Source organism: Candidatus Polarisedimenticolaceae bacterium (genome assembly GCA_036275915.1).
In the GTDB taxonomy this organism is placed as follows: domain Bacteria; phylum Acidobacteriota; class Polarisedimenticolia; order Polarisedimenticolales; family DASRJG01; genus DASRJG01.
This window is the reverse complement of sequence record DASUCV010000018.1, coordinates 206801-231867: the sequence shown is the minus strand read 5'-3', so window position 1 is coordinate 231867 and position 25067 is coordinate 206801. Positions and strand designations below refer to the sequence as shown.

The following is a 25067-nucleotide window of genomic DNA, read 5'->3' as shown; positions in this document are numbered from 1 at the left end:
GCTGAGCCGCCGCCGTCAACGGCGCCGGAACGCCCGCTCGATCTCCTCGAGGGTCAAACGGAACAAAATGGGGCGTCCGTGCGGGCATGTCGTCGGATTCTGCGTCTTGAACAGATCGTCCAGAAGACGCTGCATCCCCTCCCTCGTCAGGGGGTAGTTGACCTTGATCGCGGCCTGACAGGCGGCGGAGGTCACCAGGCGCCGCCTGAGATCCGGATCGCCGGTCGCCGCGGTCTTCGTGCGGGCCGCCTCCCCGATGAGCGAACGAAACAGCCGCTCCGGCGCGACGTCCTTGGCGAATGCCGGGACACCGTCGAGCTTCACCGCGCGATCGCCGAACGGCTCGTGAGGAAAGCCGAGCCGCACGAGCTCGGGAGACTCGCCCTCGAGAATCGCCGCCTCCTCGGGGGTGAGGTCGATCGTCTTCGGAAACAGCAGGCGCTGGACCGCGACCTCGCCACGCTCGGCGTCGTCGAGGTAACGCTCGTAGAGGACCCGCTCGTGCGCGACGTGCTGATCGACGAGGACGAGCCCCTGCGCGTCCTGCGCCACGATGTAGGAGTCGCGGTACTGCGCGAGAGGCACGGCGACGCGGCCGGGCTCGGCGGCGGGGCCGTCGTCGTCGAGGAAGCTTCGCTCCGCGGCCGGCGGGGCGGACCAGACACGCGGCGGCTCGAGGACGGCGACCGAGCCCACCGCTGACGACGACGTGCGCAGCTCGGCGTACGTCGGGACGACCCCTTCCTTCGCGAGCGCCGAGACGACTGCGTCCCGGACCGCGTCGTGGATCTCGGACGCGCGGGCGAAGCGGACCTCGGTCTTCTGCGGGTGCACGTTCACGTCGACGCGGGACGGCTCGACCTCGACGAAGAGCACGGCCGCCGGATGGAGGCCGCGCGCCACCGTCTGCCCGAAGGCGGATGTGACCGCATGCGCGAGGGTCCGGTCGGCGACGGGCCGGCCGTTCACGAAGAAATACTGCGTGTCCCGCCGCGGCGTGGCATCGACCGGCCGGCCGGCGAGCCCGAAGACACGGAGCATTCCGGGGCGCGTTTCGAACGGAACGAACGACGCCGTCCTCTCGCGCCCGAGCACCTGCGCCGCCCTCTCGTCGAGGCTCGATGCGGACGGCGCGTCGAGCACCGCCCGCCCGCCGTGCTCGAGGCGGAACCGGACCTGCGGGTGCGCGAGCGCGAGCTGGCCGACGATCCGCGCGGCGTGCGCGAGCTCGGTCGCCGCGGCCCGGAGGAACTTCCGGCGGGCCGGGACGTTGAAGAAGAGCCCGCCGATCTCGATCGTCGTTCCCCGCGCGCGTGCGTGCCCGTCGACCGACGCGATCCGTCCCCCGCGCACCTCGATCTCTGTGCCCTCGCCGTCCACCGCCGCGGTCCGGAGGAGCATCCGGCTGACGGAGGCGATGCTCGGCAGCGCTTCCCCTCGGAAGCCGAGCGTCGCGATCGCGTCCAAGTCCTCGAAGCGCCGGAGCTTGCTCGTGGCGTGACGCTCGAGCGCGAGGAGCGCATCGTCGCGGTCCATCCCGATCCCGTCGTCGGCGACGACGATGCGCCGCCGGCCGCCGTCCTCGAGGACGATGTCGATGCGGGTTGCCCGCGCGTCGAGCGCGTTCTCGACGAGCTCCTTGACGACCGAAGCCGGCCGCTCGACGACCTCGCCGGCGGCGATCCGATTGGCGAGCTGGTCGTCGAGAACGCGAATCGTGCCCAAGCGGCCTCCGGCGCGCCATTCTTGCATGGGGCCGACAAGCCGAACGCCAGGTAGGCAGCATGACGCCGAAAGGGCCGTAATCCCCATCGAAGCGGAGGAGTCGAACGTAACGTGCGACTTACACGATTCGACGCGCCACGACGGGGAAAAACGGTCTGCCGCGCCTTTGCAGCAACCGGCGGCACACGGATTCGCATCCGGCACACGAGTTGCTTTAAGGGATTGCGAGGGGTCGCGAAGGAGACCGAGATGATCTTCCCGCTGCTGCAGAAAGAGCTCTCGATCGACGATTACGTCGACCGCGATGAAGAGTGTCGTCTCGCGACGCTCCTGGCCGATCCCAACTCCGAAAGCCAGGAAGAGCGAATCTACAACCAAGAGGTCGGCGCGCTCGTCCATCGTGCGCTCGACCGTCTCGACGAGCGTGAGCTCCACATCATCCGCAACCGGTTCGGTCTCCTCGGCGGTCAGGAGCAGACGCTCGAAGAGATCGGGAAGAACCTCAACCTGAGCCGCGAGCGGGTCCGCCAGCTCGAGCGCGAGGCGAAGGACAAACTCCGCGCCTCGCTGCGGCCCCATCGCACGAACCTGAGATTCTCATTGGCCTGATCGGCGCGCGGGACTTGCTCCCGCGGGCCGTCCCCCAGCGTCCGCCGTCGGCTCCCCCCCCCAATCCCCCGCTTCGCCGACGGCGGGCGCACCCCCTCCTAGAACAGCAATCCGATCGCGAACACGAATTCGCCGGGGCTCTCGCCTTCGCGGCGATCGAGCTTCCATCCGTATTCGACCCGGATCGGCCCGATCGGGGTGTCGAGCCTGAGGCCGAGCCCGGCGTCGGAGCGCACGTCGGTCGGATCGAAGTCGGAGATCGTCGGGTAGACGTTGCCGACGTCGAGGAAGACCTCGCCGTGGAGCGCCTTCCACAACGGGAAGTGGTATTCCTCGTTGACGAGCAGAAGGGCCTCGCCACCGGCGTTGAACGACCGCACGTTGGGATCGTTCCCTTGGCACTGCACGACGGTCTCAGGGGCGGGCGGGTTCGACACCAGGCAGAAGTGGAGCCCGCCGACCGAGTCGAGGGAGAAGCCGCGCATCGTGGAGGCGCCGCCGGCGAAGTATCGCTCGGACAGGGGGACGAGGTCGGTGTCCCCGAACGGCTGCTCGGCGCCGATCCGGAGGAAGGTCGCGAAGCGGGTCCCGTTGCGGAAGCTCTTGGTCCACGAGCCCCGGAGGAAGAGGGTCGCGAACGACGCTTGCGAGCCGAGCGGACGCGCGAAGACGCTCGTCTCGATCGAGCCGTAGGCTCCGCGCGTCGTCGAGAAGGCGTCGTCCCGCGAATCGCGGACGATCCCGAGCCCGAAGCTCCCGAGGCGGATCGCGGAGAGCTTGTCGGCGAAGATCTCGTCGATCGCCGCCACCGCGTCGGGATCGTTTCCGATCCGGACATCCTCGATCGTGTAACGGATGTACTGGATCCACCGCGGCGACGGACGGCGCTCGAGGCGGACCGACGCTGAGTTCCGCCACTCGGTGAACGCGTCCTGCACGGTGCGCTCCCACAGCAGCGAGCCGAGCGAATCGATCGAGTTGTGGAAGACGCGCCGGTGACGGACGGTGACCTGCGCGCGGCTGTCGTTCGGGCTCGCCAGGCCCTGGAACGCGACGCCGACGTTGCGCCCGCCCAGGTTCGAATAGCCGAGCAGGAAGCTCGCGCGCGGGCCGTCCTGGGAGTCGTAGCCGAGGCCGAACCCCATGCTCCACGGCGGTGCCTCCTCGACCCGCACGCGGACCTCCTGGAGCGACGGGTCCTCGCCCGGCAGCGGCTCGAAGGTCAGCTTCACCGAGGAGAACAAACCGGTCCGGTAGAGGTTCTGCTGCGTCTTGAGGAGCGCGTTCCGCGAGACCGGGTCGCCCTCACCGAAGGTGAGCGCCTTCGCCATCGTGCGGTGCTTCGTCACCTTGTTGCCTTCGAAGACGACCGCGCCGACGGTCTTCTTCCCCTCGGCACCGAGGTCGAACGACACGTCGGCCCGATCCGCGCCCAGGACGACCCCGGAGTCGACGGTCGCGTCGGGGTAACCCCGCTCGTCGAGCTTGTCGTGCAGCGCCTGCTCCGCCACGGCGAGGCGGCGCGGCGAGAAGGTCGTGCCCGCCTTGAGCGGCGACCACTCCGTGAGGATGTCGTCGCCGTACGGAGCGTCGCCCTGGAACGCAATCTCGCCCACGCTGAACCGCGTGCCCTCGTCGACCGCGATGCGGACGTCGGCGGCATCGCCGGTCGCCGCGAGCGTGATCTGCGGCAGTGCCACGCGGACCTGCACGAACCCTTCGTCGCGGTAGAGGGCGCGAACGGTTCCCACATCTTGCGTGAGGACCTCGGGGCGCAAGAGACGCTTCGTCAGGCTCTTCTTCCGGAGCGACTCCATCTGCGACTCGATCCGTGAGAGAGGAAGAGAGGTCACGCCGTCGAACGTGAGGGAGCGAAGGCGTACCGGCTTCCCTCGATCGACGTTGAACCTCACCGTGCGGCCGGCCGCGGTGTCGATCGCGTGCCACGCGATGTCGGTCGCGTAGTAGCCGTCCCCCTGGAGGTCGTCCAGGAGCGCCTTCGACGCCTCGTCCCAGATGTCGGGGGTGTAGGGCGTCTCCCGCCAGAACGCGCGCAGCTTCTTCCGGATCGACTTCTCCTTCTTGTGGTCGGGTGTGACGACCTGGACGACGACCCGAGGACCGGGGGTGATGTGATAGACGACGTTGTAGACGCCGGTCGTCTCGTCGCGTCCGGGCTCCGAGCGCACGTCCGATTGCACGAAGCCCTCCTTCACGAGCGCCGCCCGGATCCGGTCGCCGCCCTCGAGCATCTTCGCGCGGTCGAACGGCTTGCCCGCTTTCAGCTTCGATCGCTTCGCCAGATCGGGGCGCGCGGGCCCGTCGGTCGGAACGACGGCGACAGACCCGATCGGCCCCGGAGGGAGCGCACTCTCGGAGGCCTTGACCGCGTCCTTCGTCCGCGGCGCACCCCCGAACTGCTGGGAATACTGGACCTCGCCGCCGAGGCCCGACTCGCTGTCGCTCTCGGCGATGAGCCGCACGCGGCGCGTCACGTCGGTGACGATCTGGTAGGTCTGTTTCTGCGCCGTTCCGATGTCCTGGGAGAAGATGACCTTGACCTTGTCGCTGACGCGCTTGCCCACGGTCACGCGCGCGGTCGGGTCGCCTTCGCCCTTGAGGAGGAGAGGCGTGATCGCGAACTGGTCGATCCCCAGCGAGCTCTGGATCGTGTGCCCGAACGTCTCGGTCAAGAGGCCGGCGAAGTAGTACGCCGCCATGTCGGTCGGCAGCGCCGCGGCGGCGCCCGAGGCATTGATCGCGTCGAGGGTCTTCCCCGTGACGAGCAGCGAGATGATGTCCTGGGACGACAACGGCGGAAGCGAGGTCAGCTCGTACTCGAACTTGTCGGCCGTCCCCTCGACGTGCAGCGTCACGTTGTACTCGCCGACGCGCGTGGTGCCGAGGATGTCGACGTAGGGGTTGATCCGGCGGGTGTCGGTGAGGTCGAGCGTGCCGTACTCCAGGCGGTAGTCGACGTCGCGGTACCGGATCGTCCCGCCGGGAACGAGCGAGATCCTCCCCGTCATCTCCGGCCGCGCCACCTCGCCGCCGACGTGAAGGCTTCCCTCGATCTCGAGCTTGGCGATGTCGTTGCGGATCCAGACGTTTCCCGGAGCGACGACGTCGACATCGAGGAAGATGTTCCGCGGGAAGCGCGATTCGCCGGCCTCGCCGAACTCGCGGTGCGACGCCGACGTGAACGAGAGGTCGAACTCGCGCGCGTAGAGTCCGCGGACGACCTCGATGCGGCCCGTGACGTTCGCCCCGCGGCGGGCGCCCGCGACCTTCACCCGCCCTTGGTAGGTCCCCTTGAACCCTTCGGGAAAGGTGGCGCTGACGTTCGCGACCTCGAACGTCGCCTCGTAGGACGACGGGGTCAGCCCGGTGAACGTCGTCGTCCCCGTGGCGGTGATCTCGCCCCCACCGAGAGCCGCGTGGAAGTTGCCGAGGCGGAGGGTCTGGCCTTCGAAGATCGCCTCGGCGTCGATGTGCTCGAGCGACTGGGGATAACCGATGAGCCGCACGCGGCCGTCCTCGACGAGGACGCGCCCCCGCAGATCCGGGCGATCGAACGTGCCGCCCACGGTCGCGTCGATCGTCATCGGTCCCGCACCGCGCAGGTCCGACAAGAACGACGACACGATCGCGAGATCGAGCCGCCCTTCCAGGCGCGCGGAGAAGGCGCCGCCTTCGACCGACCCCTGCGCCGAGAGATTCAGGCTGGCGCCTTCCCCCTCGAAGCGGCTGGGGCCCAGGACGAACTGACCGCTGTCGAGTTTGAGGGGGAATGCCGCGACCGACCTCAAGGTCGTCGGCCCGACCCGCACCGCCACATCGTCGAACGCCCCGTTGACCTCGAGCGCCTTCGGCGAGGTCAGCTCCCCGTCCGCCTGGATCTGCCCTTTGAGGCGCAGATCCGCGCTCTCTCCGAACGCCCCCCCCGCGCCGACCGTGAGGTCGTCGAAGTAGAGGACCGCGGAGACCGGCAGCGCCGACGACCAGCCGAGGACACTCTCGAACGTCCACACCGGCTCGGGATCGGCCGCCACGGCGAGCGTCAGCCCGGAGGGCGCGAGCTCGGCGCCACCGGAGAAGTCGCCGAGCCTCAGCTCGCGCACGCCGGTCTTGCGCGTGTCGAGGACGAACTCGTTCGCGCTCACCGTCAGGAAACCCGACGGCCCGTCGCGTCCGATCGAGAGCGGACCGCGCGCGCGGAGCGTGCCCTGCGCGACGAGTCCCGCCTCGGCGAGCGAGCGGCTCGACGCGAGGTCGAGCGTCGCCTCGAGGACGTCGACGTCGGCGCGCGCGGCGTCGAGGTCGTAGGCCACGCGCAGTCGCCCCTCGAGACCGTGGCTCACGACCGTGACGGGATCGAGATGCGCGATCCCGTTCTCCACGACGAACGGCGCGTCGACCGTGTCGAAGATCTCGTTCCCCACGATGATCCCCTCGGCGTGCAGCGTCCCCTGCGCGGCGAAGGCCCCGTCGATCATGTCGCCGGCAACGTCGAGCGCGAGCCGTCCCGAGACGGGGACCGTGAGGCCGAACCGCCGCGCCACGGCCGCGATCGACACGCCGCTCGCCTTGATGGCGGCCTCGGCGAGATGCCCCGTCGCCGCGTCGAACCGGAGGTGGCCGTCGGCCCGCTCCTGGCCCCGCTCGACCGTGAGGCGGGAGATCGCGATCTGCTTCGGGTCGACGGCGAGATCGAGGACGGCGTGATCGAACGGCTCGCCCGACCACGAGCCGTTGACGAGATCGAGCCCGAGGCCGAATTGGGTCGACGCGCCCGAACGGACGTCCGTGCGGAAGCTTCCCGCTCCCGCGACCGGCTCCCTGACGATGCGGTTGGCCCCCACGCCGAGCGCCTCCAGGATCCGGATCACGTCCTGCTGGGTCGCGGCCCCGTCGTCCGTCGTCCCCGACACCTCGAGATGGGTCGTCGCCGGCGACAGGCCGAGCTCGGAGACGAGCGACAGCGCGAACGACGAGGGGCCGGAGACGAGGTTGCCGCTCGCGAGCGTCACGCGGCCCGAGGCGAATTCGAGCGTGCCCTTCCCGCCGACCGGCACGCGCGTTCCGGGGCCCTTCAGCGGCGACGCCTGGAAGGTGCCGCGGCCCACCCACGACGCGATCCTTCCCGGATCGCCGCTGAGCGCCAAGGTCAGGTCGGTTGCCGCGGCGAGAGGCAGCGTCTTTCCGGTGAGCGCGGTCACGGCGCCGGCGTCGGCGCCCTTGCCCGCGACGTCGAGCGTCAGGGTCGTCGCCTGCCCGAACGCGAGCCCGACGGTGCCGGTGAACCGCCCGCCGTACGCGCGCGCGTCGATCGCCTCGACGTCGAGGCGACCCGGCCGGAGCGTGAGGGAGGCGGCCGCGCTCGCCGTCGTCACCGGGCCGACCGCGAAGCCGGTCGTCTGCGCCTGGAGCGCCACCTTGATCGGCGCTCCGCCGACGAAGACGATCTGGAACGGACCGGTCGCGTGTCCCGCGAGCCCGTGAGGCCCGGTGAGCGACGGGAGCAGCCGGGCCAGCTCGGCGTCGACGCGCCCTTCCGCGGTGAACGACGTCCCCGCTCCCCACGTCACGTTGCCTCGAAGCTCGCCCGAGACGCCGGGTCCCTCGGCGGTCGCGCCGGTGATCTCCAGGCGGCCGGGACCGAGCCTGAGCCCGCTTCGGACGCTCGCGGTCCACGGCACCTTGAAGAACGGCGCCTCGACCGTCGCCTGGGTGGTCGCCTCCGCGACGAGCGAGCGCCGCGCGGTCGACCAGTCGCCTTTCAAGCTCAGGTCGGTCGCGCGGACGATCGTGTGCACGCCCTCGTCGGCATAGACCGCCGTGGCGCCCGAGACGGTGAGGCGGTCGATGCGGACCTCGACCCCCGCCTTCTCGGGGCCGGGCTTGGGGCGCCACGCGTCGATCCACGCACGGCTCAGAGAGAACGTCGCCCCCTTCGCCTCGACGTCCGAGATGTGGATGCGGCCGCCGGCGATCCCGGCGAGCCCTTCCCACGCGAGACGGATGCGACCCGATGCGATCGTCGCCGTGAGAGGCGGCGCGCCTTCCGCGGGGATCTCGATCGCGACGTCGCCGACGTCGGCGGAAAGCCCGGTCCAATCGACGTCCATGCGGCCGATGCGGACCGTTCCACCGAGCGCCTTCTCGAGCCCCGCTTCGAGGCGGCGTTGCAGCCACGACGCGGAGCGCTCCGGCGCGTCGTCTTGCGCCGCGAGTGAAGGTCCGGCCGCGGCGAGCGCCGCGACCGCGAGGGCGGCGAAACGCCTCAAGGTGCGGCCCCCGCGTCCCGCAGCACGAGACACTTGAGATAGCGGCTCTCGGGGAACGCGAGCCGCACGGGGTGATCGGCGGCCTGGCCGCGCCGCTCGAGAACGACGACGTCGCGTCCGGCGTCCGCCGCCGCGTCGCGGACGACGTGCTCGAACTCGGTCTCGTCCATGTGGTACGAGCACGACGAGGTCATGAGCACGCCGCCCGGCGCCAGGACGCGGAATCCGCGGAGGTTGACATCCTTGTAGCCGCGACGCGCGGCCGGCACGTCGACGCGGCTCTTGGCGAAGGCGGGCGGGTCCAGGAGCACGAGATCGAAACGCTCGCCGCGGTCGGCGCGCGCGCGCAGGTCGTCGAAGACGTTCCCCTCGACGAAGGTCACGTTCGTCAGGCCGTTCTCCCGTGCGTTCTCGCGCCCCCGCGCGAGCGCGTCGGCCGACGCGTCGACCGCGACGACTTCCCGGGCGGCGCGGGCCGCGTGGAGCGCGAACGAGCCGTGGTAGGAGAACGCATCGAGGACCCGCCCCTTGGCGTGGGTTCCGCACACCAGACGATTCTCGCGCTGATCGAGGAACGCCCCCGTCTTCTGTCCGCGCCAGGGGTCCGCCGCATAGCGGATCGCGCCCTCGCCGACGACGACGCGCTCCGGCGTCGTGCCGAAGACCGGCACGACCTCGCGACCGAGGCCTTCGAGGCGCCGGACCGAGGCATCGTTTCGCGCGAGCGCCGAGTCGATCGGGAGGCGCTCCCTGAGCAGCGCGACCAGCGACGGGAGGAGACGCTCGGTGGCGGCGGTCGTCGCCTGGACGACGAGGTGCGTCCCGTAGATGTCGGCGATGAAGCCCGGGATCCCGTCGCTCTCCGCGAAGAGGAGGCGCCGGGCCTCCCACCGCTCGAGCGCCGCGCGCCGTGCCAAGGCGAGGTCGATCCGGCGCGCGAAGAACGTCACGTCCGGGAGCGCGTCCTCGAGGGTGAGAACGCGTAGCGTGATCTTGGAGCGCGAGGAGAAGAACCCGTAGCCGAGCCCGCGCCCCTGGGAATCGGCGAGCCGCACGACGTCGCCGTGGGCCGCGCCGTCCGCCGAGCGGACGTCGTCGGCGAAGATCCAGGGATGGCGGGTGGTGAGGCGCCGGACACCGCGCGGGTGCAGCGTGACCGCGGGCGCCGTCATGAGGCCCTACTCTTCGGAGTCGTCGCCGTCCACGACGAGCGGCTCGTCCTCGAGCGCGTCGTCCTCGACCTCCGCCTCGGCCTCGGCCTCTTCCTCGGCCGGCGCGGCCTCTTCCGGCTCCTCTGCGAACTCCTCGTCCTCGCCGCCGGCGGTCGGGTACTGCGGCAGGATGCCCTTCTCCTCGAGCTCCTGGCAGCGCACGCAGTGCCGCGCCCAGGGCTGCACCTCGAGTCGCTTCTTGTTGATCTCCTCGCCGCACTGCTGGCAGTAACCGAACTCGCCGCGGTCGATCCGGTTCAACGCCTCCTCGACCATGAGGAGCTGCTTGCGGTCGAGCTCGGTGAGCGAGAGGAGGAACTCGCGCGCGTAGGAGTTGACCGCGTAGTCGACGTAGTCCTCGGTGCCGTTGTCGAGGTCCGATTGGGAATCGCCCTTGCTGATCGAGTAGGCGTGCATGAGCTGCTGCCGCTTCCGGAGCAGGATCTCGCGGAAGTGTGCCGCCTCTTTGCGACGCGCCGCCACGGAGGCGGGCTTCGGGATGCGGCGGATCGGGGCCCTCGGCGCCTCGGCCGGGGCGGCAGCCTCTTTCTTCGAGCCGAATTTCGGGACCTTGACCGCGATCTTCGGCACGATCTTCCCGGCGACCTTCGCCGGCGGCTTGACCGGCGCGCCCTTGGCGCCTGCCTTCACGACCGGCTTCGCCGAGGCTTTCGCGGCGACGGGCTTGACCGGCGCCTTCGGCGCGGCCGCTTTCTTCGGAGCCGCCTTGAGGGCGGCGGGTTTCGCGGGTGCCACTTTCTTCGCCATGACCTTCCCCGCCTTGGCGGGGGCCGTCTTGACCTTCGAAGGCTTCGCTTTCATCAGGAAACCTCGAAACACGCCGAGCGAATCGCTCCGGCGAAAGCCCGCCACTATAACCGCCACCTTCGGGAGCGTCAACCGGCGACGGGTAAGCGGAAGAGCCGAAGGAACTTAGCCGTCACACGTCGATCCTGATCCGCGCGCGTCCCGAGCTGCCGACGTGCGCGTGCCGTTCCACCGTCGCCAGCGTGCGCGTGAGCCGCGCGACGTGGACGACCGCGTCGCCGGGGTTGACCATCGGCAGGGTCGACGTGCCGAGGACGACGCCCGTGGTGTGCGAGGTGACGCTGACGACCTCTCTCCCGAACGGGTTCGAGATGACGCCGACGGTGTCACCGCGGTAGACGAGATCGCCGGGCTTCACCCGGAGGTCGACGATCCCGCCGCGCTCCGCCCGCACCCAGTCGGCGCGACGTACCACGATCTGGAACCGCGGGGGACGGCGCGGGATGTCGAGCATCCCGAGCCCCGCGAGCACGTTGTAGACCCCGGCGAGCCCCTTCCGGATCGCGCGCGGCTGGAACTTCGCGGTCTCCCCCGCCTCGTAGACCACGCAGGCGCGGCCGGACGACGTGGCCGCAGCCCGCAGGCTCTTCCGGCGGCCCGGGCCGTCGACGATGATCTCGGCTCCGAACCAGCGCGCGAAGCGGCGCGCGGTCGCGTCACGCATGTCCACGCGAAGATGCGGAAGGTTGACCCGGCCGATCGCAGCGGTGTGGAAGTCGAGCCCGGCGGACGCAGGCTCGACGATCGAGCCGAAGATCGTGGCCGCGACCCGCGACGCGAGCGGCCCCCGGTCGCTCCCCGGGAACGAGCGGTTGAGGTCGCGCCGGTCGGGCAGGTAGCGCGAGCGGTTCAGGAAGCCGAACCGGTTGACGACGGGGACGCAGACGAGGGCGCCGCGGATGCGATCGTGCCCGATCCCGAGCATCGTCCGGCGGACGATCTCGATTCCGTTCAGCTCGTCGCCGTGGATCGCCGCGGTCAAGAAGACGACCGGCCCGTCCTCCTCGCCGCGAATCACGGTGACGGGGACATTGACGGGGCTCGCCGTGTAGTACTCCGAGATCTTGAGCTGGAACTCGACCGTCGTGCCGGGCCGGACGTCGCGCCCGCCGACGACGAGCGGCAGGCGCTTCCGGCGGGCCGCGGTCAAGCGTGCACGCGGGCGGCGGCGAGCGTCGCCGCATGGGCCACGATGGCCCCCGCGACGTCGATGCCGGTCGCGCGCTCGAGGCCCTCGAACCCGGGCGAGGAGTTGATCTCGACGACCTTCGGCCCCGAGGACGACTCGAGCATGTCGACCCCCGCGACGTCAAGCCCCATGATCCGCGTCGCCTCGATCGCAACCTCCGCGTACGTGTCGGGGAGATCGATCGCGGTGCCGGCGGCCCCGCGATGGATGTTCGAGCGGAACTCGCCGATCGGGGCGACGCGCCGCATCGAGGCGACGACACGTCCGCCGACGACGAGCGCACGGATGTCGCGCCCGCGCGATTCCGCGATGAACTCCTGCACGATGAGATCGTGACCGAGCGACCAGACGGTGTGGAGGATCGACTCCACCGCCGCCTGCGTCTCGGCGAGCATGACCCCGATCCCCTGCGTCCCCCGCGGGAGCTTGAGCACGACCGGTGGCCCCGCGCAGCAGCGGAGCGCCGCGGGCATCTGGTCGGGGCTTCGCACCATGACCGTCGTGGGGATGTCGACGTCGTGCTGCGAGAGGAACTGGAGGCTCCGGAGCTTGTCGCGCGAGCGCGCGATCGCGTGGGCGGCGTTGAGAACCGGGACGCCCATGACGCCGAACTGACGAACGACCGAGAGGCCGTGCTCGGCGGCGCCGGGGCCGACCCGCGGGATCACCACGTCGATGTCGTCGACCCGCCGCGCGGAGGCTCCGTGGTAGACCGCCGGATCGTTCCTTCCGCACGCGAGCCAGCACGCGAGCGGGTCGAGGACGACCGCCTCCCGGCCCTGGGCCTCGAACGCCTCGACGAGGCGGCGCGTCGAGTAGAGCGACGGCTTGCGCGAGAGGATGAGCGCCCGCATCGCCTCGTCCTACGCCGTCCCGGATCCGGCGCCGCCCTTCTCGGCGAGCGCGGCGTGGGCCGCCGCGAGGCGCGCGATCGGAACGCGGTAGGGCGAGCACGACACGTAGTCGAGCCCGGTCCTGTGGAAGAAGCCGACCGAAGCGGGGTCGCCGCCGTGCTCGCCGCAGACGCCCACCTTGAGCTGAGCACGCCCCTCGCGTCCGTCCTTCACGGCCAGCGCGACGAGCTTGCCGACGCCTTCCTGGTCGATCGACTGGAACGGGTCGAACGGCAGGATGCGGCGCTCGAGGTAGTCGGGCAGGAACTTGCCGATGTCGTCCCGCGAGAACCCGTAGGTCATCTGCGTGAGGTCGTTCGTGCCGAACGAGAAGAACTCGGCCTCCTTCGCGATCGACGTCGCCACGAGGCACGCACGCGGGATCTCGATCATCGTCCCGACGAGGTGTGCGACCGGCGTCTTCGACTTCGCCTCGACCTCCGCGGCGACGGCACGCACCCGCGCGGCGATCTCCGTGTACTCCTTCACCGTCCCGACGAGCGGGATCATGATCTCGGGGCGCACGTCGATCTTCTTCTTGAGGCACAGCACCGCCGCCTCGAGGATCGCACGCACCTGCATCTCGTAGACCTCGGGGAAGGTGACGCCGAGACGGCACCCGCGGTGCCCGAGCATCGGGTTGACCTCGTGGAGATGCTCCGCCCTCTCCTCGAGGCGCCGCGCCGGAACCTTCATCTCGCGCCCGAGACGCCGGAACTGTTCCGCCGTCGTCGGCAGGAACTCGTGGAGCGGCGGGTCGAGGAGCCGGATCGTCACCGGGAGGCCGTTCATCGCCGTGAAGATCCCGACGAAGTCCTTGCGCTGCATCGGGAGGAGCTTGACGAGCGCCTTCTTCCTGCCGGCGAGATCGTCGGCGAGGATCATCTCGCGTACGGCGCGGATGCGATCTTCGGCGAAGAACATGTGCTCGGTCCGGCAGAGCCCGATCCCCTCGGCGCCGAACGCGCGCGCGACCTTCGCGTCATGGGGCGTGTCCGCGTTCGTGCGGACCTTCAGGCGCCGCGCGTCGTCCGCCCATCGCATGAGCTGCGAGTAGCGGCCGTAGAGCCGCGACTTCTCCGGCTTCATCGACCGCTCCACCAGGACCTGCTGGATCTCGGAGGGGCGCGTCCCCAGAGCGCCCAGGTAGACGGCGCCGGTCGTCCCGTCGATCGAGATCGGCTCGCCCTCGCGGACGACCTTCTTGCCGGCCGTGAGCTTCTTCGCGGCCACGTCGACGTGGATCGCCTCGGCGCCGACGACGCAGGGCTTCCCCATCCCGCGCGCGACGACCGCCGCGTGCGAGGTCATCCCGCCGCGGCTCGTCAGGATGCCGGCGGCCGCCACCATGCCCGCGAGGTCCTCGGGGCTCGTCTCGGCGCGGACGAGGAGCACGGTCTTCCCCTTGGCGCGCAGCTCGACCGCGCGCTCCGCCGTGAACGCGGCGACTCCCGATGCGGCGCCGGGCCCCGCGGGGAGTCCCTTGCCGAGGACGCGCCCCGACTGCGACGCGGCGGCGACGTCCTTCGGGTCGAACACGGGGGCCAGGAGCTGGACGAGCATGTCGGCTTCGACGCGCTGGAGCAGCGTCCCCGTGTCGATGACGCCATCCTCCTTGAGGTCGAACGCGATGTTCATCGCCGCGAGGCCGGTGCGCTTGCCCGTGCGCGTCTGGAGCATGTAGAGCTTCCGGCGCTCGATCGTGAACTCGATGTCCTGCATGTCCTTGTAGTGCGCCTCGAGCATCGCGCGGATCTCGAGGAGCTGCGCGTAGCACTCGGGCAGGGCTTCCTCGAGCGACGTGTGCAAATTCCCGGAAGCCTGCGCCTTCGAGATCGGCTGCGGCGTCCGGATGCCGGCGACGACATCTTCCCCCTGCGCGTTCCTGAGGTACTCGCCGAAGAACAGGTTCTCGCCGGTCGCCGGGTTGCGCGTGAACGCGACCCCCGTCGCGCAGTCGTCGCCGAGATTGCCGTAGACCATGCACTGCACGTTGACGGCCGTCCCGAGGTCGTCGGGGATGCCGTACTGGCGGCGGTAGAGGCGCGCCCGCTCGTTGTCCCAGCTCCGGAAGACCGCGGCGACGGCGCCCCAGAGCTGCTCCTTCGGCTCCTGCGGAAACGCGCGGCCGGTCCTCTTCTTGACGATCGCCTTGAACTCGCCGACGAGCGCTTCGAGGTCCTTCGCCGACAGCTCGGTGTCGTCCTTGACGCGACGCTTCTTCTTCATCGCGGCGAGGCGCTCCTCGAAGGCGTGCTTCTCGATCTCGAGGACGACCCCGCCGTACATCTGGATGAACCGGCGGTAGGAGTCGAACGCGAACCGCCGGTCGCCCGACGTCGCCGCCAATCCGGCGACCGCCGCGTCGTTCAAGCCGAGGTTCAGGATCGTGTCCATCATCCCCGGCATCGAGAACTTCGCGCCCGAGCGCACGGAGACGAGGAGCGGGTCGCCGGGATCGCCGAACTTCTTGCCCTGCAGCTCTTCCAGGCGTTCGAGCGCCTTCGCGACCGCGCCCTCGAGCCCCTCGGGCATCGTCCGCCCGCGCTCGAAGTAGAGGTTGCACGCGCGCGTCGAGATCGTGAAGCCCGGCGGTACCGGGATCCCGATCGCCGTCATCTCGGCGAGGTTCGCGCCCTTGCCGCCGAGCAGGTCCTTCATCTTGGCCGAGCCTTCGGCCTGGTCCTGAGCGAAGAAGTAGACGAGCTTCTCCACGGGGCTCTCCTGTCTTCTAGCGTTTGGCATCGGCTTGTCCCGCCAATTCTCGGATGTCGAAATACCTGGTGAGGAGCGATCCGAGCCGCCCGACGAGCTGGCTTCGGTGGTGCGTGTCGTTCCTCTGCGCCTCGTCAATGACGAGGACGTCGTCGAAGAACTTACTCACGGGCCCCGCGAGCGCCGCGAGCTCGAGGATCGTCGTCTCGTAGTCGCCGGCATCGGCGGCCCGCTCGATCTTCGGCTGTTGCGACGCCAGCGCCTCGCGCAAAGCGTGCGCGGCGGGCTCAGGATGGGTGTATTGGTCGTAATTCGCTGGTTGTGGCAACCACCCCTCGTCGATCCACTTCAGCTCGAGTTGCGCGACTTGGGGAACGATGTTGTGGATCCGCTTTGTCAGGAGCAGCAGCGTGGCAAAATCCTGACTTTGCCGCATCGACCTCAACGCTCTCAATCTCTCGACGATCGCGTGTAGTGGCCAGGTGAACGATGCACCGCTATCGCCGACCATGAGGACGGCCCGCACCTCGGAAATCGTGAAACCCTGTTCGACGAGGAAACTGGGTAGGCGATCCATCCAGAACCTGGTCTCTGTTTCACTCTGCAAGATCCAACTGAACTGAATCGGCCACCGACGTTCAATAAGAATTCGAAGGATGGCATTCGCGGCACGCCGCAGACCGAACGGATCGCGCGACCCCGTGGGCATCTCCCCTACCCGAAGCAATTGCTGGACCGTGTGAATCCTCTCAGCGAGCGCGAGCACGCACCCTACATCGGTGCGCGGCAACGGGGAGTCCGGACCCGTTGGAAGGTATTGGTCAGCGACGGCGTCGGCGACGATCGCATCCCCGCCCTCATTGCGAAGCAGGAGCCCTCCGATCACTCCCTGAAGCTCGGGAAACTCGCCGACGAGTCCGGTCACGAGATCGGCCTTGCACAGCTCCGCTGCCTGACGCGTTCGCTCCTTGTCCGCGCTGTCGAGCTTGAGTTCGTTTGCAATGAGACTCGTCCACTTTCCGATACCTGCTGTAAGCGCAGCGTAGGTACCGACCTTCTGATGGAACACCACGCGCTCGAGGTCGGGGACGCGCGACGCGAGCGATCGCTCCGCGTCCTGCGCCCAGAAGAACTTGGCATCGTCCAAGCGGCCGACGACGACCCACTCGTTGCCGCGGCGCACGTGCCCCGCGGGATCGCGGTCGGTGTTCGCCACCGCGAGGAAGGCCGGCACGAGCGCGCCACCGGCCTCGACGGAGAACGCCTTCTGATGATGGCGCAGCGTCGTGACGAGGATCTCGCGCGGGAGGCTCAAGAATGCGGTTTCGAAGCGGCCGACCACGACGCCGGGCCACTCCACGAGCTCGACGATCTCGTCGAGGAGCGCCTCGTCGGCGACCGGGACGCCGCCGGCGGTCGCCGCCGCCTTCGCGAGCGCGTCGGCGAGGACGCGGCGCCGCTCGCCCGCCTCGACGAGGACGCGTGCCGCGCGGAGAGCGTCGACGTAGCGGTCGGCGTGGTCGATCGTGACCGGTCCCGGCGCCAGGAACCGGTGGCCGTCCGACGTGCGTCCCGAGCGCGCGCCCAGGATCTCGAGATCGAGGACCTCGTCGCCGTGAAGGGCGACGACCCAGTGGACGGGCCGTACCCACCGGTGCTTTCCGTCGCCCCACCGCATCGTCTTCGGGAAGCTCATCGCGGCGACCGACGACGGGAGCGCATCCGCGAGGGCGCCGACCACCGTCTTCCCGGGGGCGGAGCGGCGGAAGCCCGCGTACGCGCCCTTCTCGTTTTCGATCTTGACGAGGGCCGAGGGATCGATCCCCTGCTTCTTGGCGAAGCCGGCGCCCGCCTGTGTCGGCTTCCCTTCGGCGTCGAAGGCGACGCTCGCCGGCGGGCCAAGCACCGTCTCGTCGCGACCCGGGAGCGCGCCCTCGACGTCGGCGACGTGGACCGCGAGTCGGCGCGTGCCGCCCCAGCCCCTCGCAGTACCGTGCGGGATTCCCGCACCGTCGAGGACACCGAGGAGCCGCGCGGTGAGGTCGCGCGACGCCGCCGCGATCATCCGCGCGGGGATCTCCTCGCAGCCGATCTCGACGAGGAGCGGGGCCTTCATCGCGCCGCCAGGAGCGGGAAGCCCGCCGCCTCGCGCTTCGCGACGTAGGCGTCGGCGACGCGGCACGCGAGACGCCGGATGCGCTGGATGAACGCGGCGCGCTCGGTGACCGACAGCGCCCCGCGCGCGTCGAGGACGTTGAAGAGGTGCGAGCACTTGAGGACCGCCTCGTGCGCGGGCAGGACGAGCGGCCCGTCCTCGCGCGCGAGGAGGCGGCCGGATTCGGCCTCCCACGCGTCGAACTGCGACCGGAACATCGCCACGTCGGCTTCCTTGAAGGAGTAGATCGAGTGCTCGATCTCCTCGGCGCGCCGGACGTCGCCGTACGTGACGCCGGCGTCGTTCCAGGGGATGTCGAAGATGTTCCGGATGTCGTTCAGGAACATGCAGATCCGCTCGATGCCGTAGGTCAGCTCGACGGAGATCGGCGACAGCTCGCGCCCTCCGGCCTGCTGGAAGTACGTGAACTGCGAGATCTCCATGCCGTCCATGACGACCTGCCAGCCGACACCCGCGGCACCGAGCGTCGGCGACTCCCAGTTGTCCTCCTCGAAGCGGATGTCGTGCTCGAGCGGATCGATGCCGAACGCGCGGAGCGAGCTCAGGTACTCCGCCTGGACGTCGAGCGGCGACGGCTTGAGGATGACCTGGAACTGGAAGTGCTTGTACACGCGCATCGGGTTCTCGCCGTAGCGGCCGTCGCCCGGACGCCGCGACGGCTGGCAGTAGGCGACGCGCCACGGCTCGGGGCCGAGGACGCGGAGGAAGGTGTCGGGGTGCATCGTGCCCGCGCCGACCTCGAGGTCGTACGGCTGCTGGATCACGCAGCCACGATCGGCCCAGTACTGCTGGATCCCGAGGAGGAGGCGCTGGAAGTTCACGGGCCGACGCTCCGGAGCGCGCGGAGATGACGGTACGTCTTGAAGCCGCGCTCCGCGAACGCCTGGAGCGCGCCGCGGAGGAGCGCGTCGAGCGCGCCGCCGGGCCGCACCTCGAAGCCGAGGGCCCCCGGAGCCGTCCGGTCGAAACCTTGGAGCGCCGAGCGATCGGCGGCGGTGAGCGCGATCCCGCCTTCGTCTTTGGGACAACGGCGGCAGACGAGACCCGAGCCGGGAACCGCCGTGCGGAGATCGCGCTCGTCGAACGGCTCGCCGCAGGAGGCGCAGTGCTCGAGGTCCGGAAGGACGCCGTGGAGCTTGAGCAGCCAGTACTCGGTGTAGCGCACCGCGGTCCACGGATCGAGGCCGCCCTCGAGCGCATCGAGGACCGAGCCCAGGAGGCGGAACGTCGTCGGGTCGGCCTGCTCCTCGCGCACGATCGCGCCGGTGATCTCGGCGAGCACCGCGCAGGCCGCCTGCAGCGCGGGATCGGCCTGCATCGCGGCATAGGAGCGGAGCGGCTCGAGCGCCTCGATCCGGTGGAGGTCGATCCCCTCGCGCTCGACCCACTGAGCGGCCACGCGCGTCATCGGCTCGAGCGCGCCGCCGAAGCGGCGGCGGCTCTTCCGCGCCGACGACGCGACGCCGCGGACGCGCCCCTGGTTCTCCGCGAGGAGCGTCACGATGAGATCCGCTTCGCCGAGCGCGCTCGTGCCCAGGACGTACGCTTCGTCACGCCTTTGCCTCACGAAACGCGCATCATAGCAGCGTCTTTCGCTAGACGATCCCCAGCTCGCCGAGCGCGCGCGGGTCGTTGCGCCAGTCGGGGCGCACCTCGACCGTGAGCGCGAGGAAGACGTGCCGCTCGAGGAGCTTCTCGATGTCGGCGCGCGCCTCCGCCCCGACCTTCTTGAGGAGGCTCCCGCCCTTCCCGATCACCATCCCCTTCTGCGACTCCCGCTCCACGAACACGACCGCCTCGATCTCGACGAGGCCGTCGGCGCGCTCGACCCACCGGCGCACGAGGACCGCGACGGAGTGCGGCAGCTCCTCGCGCGTGTGACGGAGCAGCTTCTCGCGCACCCACTCCGCCGCGAGGAGGCGCTCCGGCTGGTCGGTGAGCATGTCGTCGGGGAAGAGCGGCTCCGATTCGGGGAGGCGCTCCAGGATCCGCGTCACGAGGAGATCGCACCCCTCGCCCGTCGCCGCGGACACCGGGACCACCTCGTCGAGCCCCCACTCGTCGACGATCGTTTTCATGAACGGGAGGAGGCCCGTCTTCGGTTTCACGAGGTCCACCTTGTTGAGGACGGCGATCGCCGGCGTCTTGGCCTCTCGAATGGCGGCCGCGACCTCGCGATCGCCGGGGAGCGTCCCCGCCGCAGCGTCGACGACGAGGAGGACGACGTCGACCTCGGCGAGCGTCGCGCGCGCCGACTCGACCATCGCGCGGTTCATTCGCTCGCGCGGACGGTGGAACCCCGGCGTGTCGACGAAGACGATCTGTCCCCTTCCCTCGACCGGGAGGACGCCGACGATCCTGTGCCGCGTCGTCTGGGCGACCGCCGCGACCGCCGCGATCTTCTCGCCGACGAGCCGGTTCAGGAGCGTCGACTTCCCGACGTTCGTCCAGCCGACGAGGGCGGCGCGACCGGCGCGGAAGCTCACGGCCGTCCGTCGGCGGCGCGCACGCGCACGCGCCACACCCGCTTCGGATCGGCCTCGACGACCTCGACGGCGAGGCCCCGACTGGCGAACTTCTCTCCAGTGCCGGGTACGCGCCCGAGGGCGGCGGTGACGAAGCCCCCAACCGTGTCGTAGTCGCGCTCACCGAGATCGACGCCGAAGAGGCGCTCGAGCTCGTCGGCGTGCGCGAGCCCCGACACGAGCCAGGCGCCCCCCGCTTCGGCGCGCAGCGGCGCCTCGTCGCGCTCGTGCTCGTCCCGGATCTCGCCGACGATCTCCTCCAAGAGGTCCTCGAGCGTGACCATCCCGGCGAACCCGCCGTACTCGTCGACGACGAGCGCGACGTGGGCGCGTGTGCGCATCTCCGCCAGCACTTCCTTCACCGTGCGCGTCTCCGGCACGAAGAGCGGCGGACGCACGAGGCCGCCGATCCCCGGCTCGCGCCACCCCTCGTCCCACGCGCGGAGGAGATCGCGCACGTGCAGGATCCCCGCGATGTGGTCGACCGTCTCGCCGTAGACCGGGAAGCGCGAGTGCCCGGCTTCGAGCGCGCTCCGGCGCGCCTGCGGGATCGTCGCCGAGGCAGGCAGCATGACGACGTCGACGCGCGGGGTCATGATCTCGCGGACGAGCGTCTGGTCGAGATCGACGATCCCGCGGACCATCTCGCCTTCGCTCTTCTCGAGGATCCCCTCGCGCTCGCCGACCTCGATGAACGCCTCGATGTCCTCGTCGTCGTCCTCGTCGCGCTCGTCGTCGGCAGGCGCGTTCCCCCGGCGGCGCATCGCGGCGCGCACCGGGACGAGGACCGGCCACGTGAGAACGCGCGCCGCGCGCACGAGCCCCGCCGCGAGCCGGAGCGCCATCTTCGGGTCCTGGAGCGCGAGGAACCGCGCGAGCATCCCCTCGACGAGGACGACGCCGAAGAGGGCGCCCGCGACGAGGCCGGTCAGGAGCCCGCCCGGCCACCCGCCCGCCCGAGCCGCCCACGCGACGAGTGCGACCGCGCCCAAGAGCGACGCCTCGCGCAGCGTGTGGACCGCCGCGCGGTGCTCCGACGGCACCATCTTGAACTCCTCGAGGAAGCGCAAGCGGTTCCCCGATTCCGTGTTCATGCGCCGGAGCGCGACGCGCGACAGCGCGGACGCGGAGAGCGTGACGACGGAGAGCGCGAGATCGACGGCGAAGAGGACGGCGGCGACGGCGAGCAAGAGAGCGACGGTGCCGCTCATCGCGAGGCCCGGAAGAGCCGTCGGGCGAGGCGGTTCTCGAGCCTCCGCATCGTGCCGTCGTCCACCTCGTGATCATAGCCGAGCAGGTGGAGGTAGCCGTGGAGGAGGAGCAGGCGCACCTCCCGCTCGACGCCGTGCCGGGCACGGTGCGCTTGCCGTGCCGCCTGAGGCATCGAGATCACGATGTCGCCGAGCGGGCGCCGCCCGTCGGCGCCTCGCACGCAGGACGCCGGAAAGGAGAGGACGTCGGTGGTCTTGTCCTTCCCGCGGAACCGCGCGTTGAGCGCGCGCATGCGCCTGTCGCCGCAGAGGAGGATCGCCACCTCGTCGCACGGCGTCTTGGGAGCGCAAGACGCGACGCGCCGCACGAAGCGCGCGAGCGCTCGGGCCCCGACGGGGTGACGCCGCTGGGCGTCGACGACCTCGACCTGCATCTCAGCCGTTGTGGCGGAACGGGCGGACCTCGCCCCCCGAGCGCTCGGGCTTCGGCCGCCCGAAGTCGAAGCCGGGATAGTCGACCCGGTGATGGTACATGCCGACGAGCGTCCGCTGGAACGCCTGCTCGATCTTCTCGAGGTCGGCGAACGTCAGGTCGCACTCGTCGAGCTGCCCGTCGAGGACGATGCGGCCAGCGATCTGGTGGATCGCGTCGGTGAGCCGTGCTGCGGTCGGCTCGTCGATCGTGCGGGCCGCGGCCTCGACACCGTCCGCGAGCATGAAGATCGCCGCTTCCTTCGTCTGCGGCTTCGGTCCGGGATAACGGAAGTCGGCGTCGTTGATCTCGGTCCCGGAGGCGCCGGCCTGCTTCCTGGCCTTCTCGTAGAAGAAGGTCATGAGACGCGTCCCGTGGTGCTGCGGGATGATGTCGATGATCTGCTCGGGCAGGCGCGCCTCGCGCGCCATCCGGATCCCGTCCTTGACGTGCGACGAGATGATGAGCGCCGACATCGAGGGTTGCAGGCGCTCGTGCGGATTCACGCCCCTCTGGTTCTCGATGTAGTACTCCGGCTTCCGGATCTTTCCGATGTCGTGGTAGAAGGCCGCCACCCGGCAGAAGAGCGAGTTCGCGCCGATCGCCTTCGCCGCCTCCTCGGCGAGCGTCCCGACGACGAGCGAGTGGTTGTACGACCCGGGGGCCTTGACCGCGAGCTGCGAGAGGAGCGGGTTGCTGACGTTCGACAGCTCGAGGAGACGGATGTCGGTGAGGACGCGGAACACGCCCTCCAGGAGCGGCAGGATGAACGAGACGAGGAGGCCGACGCCGACGGCGCCCCCGAGGAAGCCGAGCCCCGCGCCGTAGAGCGCGTGCGGCCACGACTCGCGCGTCCGCGCGATCGCCTCGACCGCGAGCGCGACCCCGGCGGAGACGGCGCCCACGACGAGCCCCGCCCGGAGGAGCGCCGCGCGCTCCCGGTACGACGTGATCGCGTAGATCGCCGCCCACTGGACGAGCAGCGCCCAGAGCGCGATCGGGAGATCCCAGCCGTTGAGCGCACCGAAGAGGACCGCGGCGAACGACGAGTAGACCATCGCGATGCGGCCGTTCGCGAGGAGCGTCACGAGGATCGCGCCCGCGCCGAACGGGACCAGATACACATACGCCGAAGGGTCGCCGAACGGGCTCCGGAAGCGGAGCGTCACCTGGAGCGCGATCCAGAGGACCGACTGCGCGATCACGATCATTCCGAGCAGGATCGACACGAGCATCGCATGCAGGTGCTTGACGCGCTTGAAATCGCGCTGGTGGTACGCGGCGTAGCGGTAGAGGAAGAACGCGAGAAGCGCGGTGAGGACGACGACCCCCGCGAACCGCCCCGCCGAGGCTCGGGGAGACGACTGCGTCTCCACGAGATCGAGCCGGTGCCGGATCTCCGGCGTCACCTTCTGCCCGCGCCCCACGAGCACGGTGCCCTTCGGCACGCGCATCTGGACCGGGAGGACGTCGCGCTCCGCGAGGTCGCGCTTCTGCGCCGTCGCGGCCACGTCCTCGGAGACGTTCGCGTCCAAGAACGAGGCGAGGAGGTCGCCCAGCTCGGCACGGGACGACGGCGCGATCGTCGAGAGCGACGTCACCTGCCGCCGCACCTCGTTCCGTGCGGCCTCGAGATCGGAGACGGAGCGGAAGTTGTCGAGCGGCTCCGCGCGGCCCGACGGCATGTGGACGACGGTGATCGTCTTCTCGCGCTCGAGCATCGTCTTGTTCGCGATGACGAGCCCCTGCATGACGTCGCGGAGCCACCCCGCGAGGAGCTGCCGCTCGGCCGGCGTCACGCCGTAGGGCGTGGCGTCGAGCTGCTCCAGGAACGCCTTCTCGAGCGCTCCGGCCTTCTGTGAGTCGTGGACGTAGACGTCCGGAACGAGCTCGCGCGCCGCGACGCGCCTCTCGGCGGTCGCGACCGGATCGGGCACCTCGACGTCGTCGACGGCGCGGACGTCGTAGGCCGCCTCGTCGCCCAGGGTGAGGCGCGGGTACGCGGTCCCGCACTGGCGGCTCGCCAGGAGGAGGGTGACGACGCCGACGAACGCCGACGACCAGACGAGGTGCGCGCCGAGGATCCGGTCGAGGAACGAGCGCACCGCGGAGCGCGCGCGCATCGCCCACTTCGGCGCGCGGGCCACCAGGCGGCGCTCGGGGGTTTGGGGCTTCTCGCTCACTTCGCGGCGTCCTTCAGGCGACGGGCGCGCTCGTCGTAGGCGGCGACGATCCGCTGGACCAGCGGGTGGCGGACGACGTCGGCCTTGTCGAACGTGACGACCTCGATCCCCGGAATGCCGTCGACGACGTCCTGCGCCTCGACGAGTCCCGACGTCTTTTGCGCCGGGAGGTCGATCTGCGTGACGTCCCCCGTGACGACCGCCTTCGAGTCGAGGCCGATGCGCGTCAGGAACATCTTCATCTGCTCGGGGGTCGTGTTCTGCGCCTCGTCCAGGATGATGAACGCGTCGTTCAGCGTGCGCCCGCGCATGAACGCGAGCGGCGCGACCTCGATCGTGCCGCGCTCGACCAGCCTCTCGATACGATCGGGCTCGAGCATGTCGTAGAGGGCGTCGTAGAGCGGACGCAGGTACGGATCGACCTTCGCCGCGATATCGCCCGGGAGGAACCCGAGACGCTCGCCCGCCTCGACCGCCGGCCGGCAGAGGAGGATGCGCTGGATCCGCTTCTCGTTGAGGAGCGTGATCGCCATCGCGACGGCGAGGTAGGTCTTCCCGGTTCCGGCGGGCCCGACGCCGAAGACGAGGTCGCTCTCCTTGATCGCCTCGATGTAGCGGCGCTGGTTCGGCGACTTCGCGACGACCGTCTTGCGCGCCGAAGGCTTGAGGCGCGCATCGAGGAAGTGCTCCTCGAGATTCGCGTCGGCCTGGCGCTCGATGATCCCCACGGCCGTGCGGAGGTCGTCGCGTCCGAGGGCGACGCCCTTCGCGTGGAGGGAGGCGAGCTGCATGAGGAGGTCGGCGACCCGGCTCTCCCGCGCTCCCGCGGCCGCGCCCTCGGCCGCGAGCGTCACCTCCGAGCCGCGTGCCGAGACCCGGATGTCGAACCGGTCCTCGATCAGCCTGAGACCTTCGTCCAGGTGTCCGGCGAGCGCTTCGATCGTCTTGCTGTCGAGGCTGATCGTCTTCATCGTGCGGCCGTCGGGCCGTCACTAAGATAGGCCCGTATGGCCGGGCCGGGGAGCCGCCCCGCGTAAGTCGTT

Annotated in this window: 16 protein-coding genes; 1 reads left to right on the top strand and 15 read right to left on the bottom strand. The window is 70.2% G+C overall.

Annotation, left to right across the window (positions count from 1 at the left end; genetic code table 11):
- Nucleotides 1-15 precede the first annotated feature (15 nt).
- A complete protein-coding gene (mutL, locus tag VFV19_14580; GenBank protein ID HEX4825526.1) occupies nt 16-1725 on the bottom strand; it encodes a DNA mismatch repair endonuclease MutL in 1710 nt (569 codons plus the stop codon).
- Nucleotides 1726-1974: 249 nt separating this feature from the next.
- On the opposite strand from mutL, the gene VFV19_14575 reads away from it, so the two are divergent.
- The gene (locus VFV19_14575) at nt 1975-2334 is read left to right on the top strand and encodes a sigma-70 family RNA polymerase sigma factor (protein ID HEX4825525.1); all 360 of its coding nucleotides are present in this window, start codon (nt 1975-1977) and stop codon (nt 2332-2334) included.
- A gap of 98 nt (nt 2335-2432) precedes the next feature.
- Here VFV19_14575 and VFV19_14570 read toward each other — a convergent pair whose 3' ends face one another.
- The 14 genes from VFV19_14570 to VFV19_14505 all read right to left on the bottom strand — a co-directional run bounded on the left by VFV19_14570 (nt 2433) and on the right by VFV19_14505 (nt 24995).
- Nucleotides 2433-8621, bottom strand: a complete 6189-nt coding sequence (locus VFV19_14570) for a translocation/assembly module TamB domain-containing protein (protein ID HEX4825524.1) — start codon at nt 8619-8621, stop codon at nt 2433-2435.
- The gene (locus VFV19_14565) at nt 8618-9793 is read right to left on the bottom strand and encodes a class I SAM-dependent rRNA methyltransferase (protein HEX4825523.1); all 1176 of its coding nucleotides are present in this window, start codon (nt 9791-9793) and stop codon (nt 8618-8620) included. The genes VFV19_14570 and VFV19_14565 overlap by 4 nt, the downstream gene beginning before the upstream one ends.
- Nucleotides 9794-9799: 6 nt before the next feature.
- Nucleotides 9800-10654 (bottom strand): TraR/DksA family transcriptional regulator, encoded by an 855-nt coding sequence (locus VFV19_14560; GenBank protein ID HEX4825522.1) that lies wholly within the window; start codon nt 10652-10654, stop codon nt 9800-9802.
- A gap of 118 nt (nt 10655-10772) precedes the next feature.
- Nucleotides 10773-11810, bottom strand: a complete 1038-nt coding sequence (locus tag VFV19_14555) for a succinylglutamate desuccinylase/aspartoacylase family protein (protein ID HEX4825521.1) — start codon at nt 11808-11810, stop codon at nt 10773-10775.
- Nucleotides 11807-12703 carry a RimK family alpha-L-glutamate ligase gene (locus VFV19_14550; GenBank protein HEX4825520.1) on the bottom strand — a complete coding sequence of 299 codons (897 nt, stop codon included), beginning with the start codon at nt 12701-12703 and terminating at the stop codon, nt 11807-11809. Before VFV19_14550 ends, VFV19_14555 begins: the two co-directional genes overlap by 4 nt.
- 9 nt (nt 12704-12712) lie before the next feature.
- Complete coding sequence (gene ppdK / locus VFV19_14545; GenBank protein HEX4825519.1) at nt 12713-15457, bottom strand: pyruvate, phosphate dikinase; 2745 nt, start codon at nt 15455-15457, stop codon at nt 12713-12715.
- 16 nt (nt 15458-15473) lie between these two features.
- Nucleotides 15474-17573 carry a glycine--tRNA ligase subunit beta gene (gene glyS, locus VFV19_14540; GenBank protein HEX4825518.1) on the bottom strand — a complete coding sequence of 700 codons (2100 nt, stop codon included), beginning with the start codon at nt 17571-17573 and terminating at the stop codon, nt 15474-15476.
- On the bottom strand, nt 17570-18454 hold the full coding sequence (locus tag VFV19_14535; protein HEX4825517.1) for a glycine--tRNA ligase subunit alpha: 885 nt from the start codon (nt 18452-18454) through the stop codon (nt 17570-17572). Before VFV19_14535 ends, glyS begins: the two co-directional genes overlap by 4 nt.
- On the bottom strand, nt 18451-19200 hold the full coding sequence (recO, locus tag VFV19_14530; GenBank protein ID HEX4825516.1) for a DNA repair protein RecO: 750 nt from the start codon (nt 19198-19200) through the stop codon (nt 18451-18453). The genes VFV19_14535 and recO overlap by 4 nt, the downstream gene beginning before the upstream one ends.
- Nucleotides 19201-19228: 28 nt before the next feature.
- Nucleotides 19229-20119: a GTPase Era gene (era, locus tag VFV19_14525; GenBank protein ID HEX4825515.1), complete on the bottom strand. Its 891-nt coding sequence runs from the start codon at nt 20117-20119 to the stop codon at nt 19229-19231.
- A complete protein-coding gene (locus tag VFV19_14520) occupies nt 20116-21369 on the bottom strand; it encodes a hemolysin family protein (protein HEX4825514.1) in 1254 nt (417 codons plus the stop codon). The genes era and VFV19_14520 overlap by 4 nt, the downstream gene beginning before the upstream one ends.
- Complete coding sequence (gene ybeY, locus VFV19_14515; GenBank protein HEX4825513.1) at nt 21366-21803, bottom strand: rRNA maturation RNase YbeY; 438 nt, start codon at nt 21801-21803, stop codon at nt 21366-21368. Before ybeY ends, VFV19_14520 begins: the two co-directional genes overlap by 4 nt.
- 1 nt (nt 21804) lies before the next feature.
- The gene (locus VFV19_14510) at nt 21805-24024 is read right to left on the bottom strand and encodes an HDIG domain-containing protein (GenBank protein ID HEX4825512.1); all 2220 of its coding nucleotides are present in this window, start codon (nt 24022-24024) and stop codon (nt 21805-21807) included.
- Nucleotides 24021-24995, bottom strand: a complete 975-nt coding sequence (locus tag VFV19_14505) for a PhoH family protein (GenBank protein HEX4825511.1) — start codon at nt 24993-24995, stop codon at nt 24021-24023. Before VFV19_14505 ends, VFV19_14510 begins: the two co-directional genes overlap by 4 nt.
- Between the last annotated feature and the right edge of the window lie 72 nt (nt 24996-25067).